Genomic DNA, 278 nt, shown 5'->3' with positions numbered 1-278 from the left:
ACGGAACGTGCCATCATTTAAAAAACGTAGAAGTTTTGATCTGCATTTGCGGCGACATTTCACCTATTTCATCAAGTAAAACAGTGCCACCATTAGCTTGCTCAAAAAAGCCTTTTTTCCCTTCAAGATGCATTAGGATAAGCACCCGCTGCATAGCCAAATAATTCACTTTCAACAACACGGAACGTGCCATCATTTAAAAAACGTAGAAGTTTTGATCTGCATTTGCGGCGACATTTCACCTATTTCATCAAGTAAAACAGTGCCACCATTAGCTT

1 protein-coding gene and 1 pseudogene are annotated in these 278 nt (G+C 39.6%); both read right to left on the bottom strand.

Going from position 1 to position 278, the window contains the following annotated elements; all coding sequences use genetic code 11:
• Positions 1-124: pseudogene (locus BHE89_RS01580) on the bottom strand (sigma 54-interacting transcriptional regulator); the annotation flags it as partial.
• 68 nt (positions 125-192) lie between these two features.
• The coding region (locus BHE89_RS26775; protein ID WP_171742422.1) for a sigma 54-interacting transcriptional regulator at positions 193-278 on the bottom strand (86 nt) is incomplete at its 5' end.

It is taken from the genome of Shigella sp. FC1967 (genome assembly GCF_001743005.1).
In the GTDB taxonomy this organism is placed as follows: Bacteria; Pseudomonadota; Gammaproteobacteria; order Enterobacterales; family Enterobacteriaceae; genus Proteus.
Note: the sequence above shows the minus strand (reverse complement) of the source record. Positions and strands in the feature narration are given on the sequence as shown.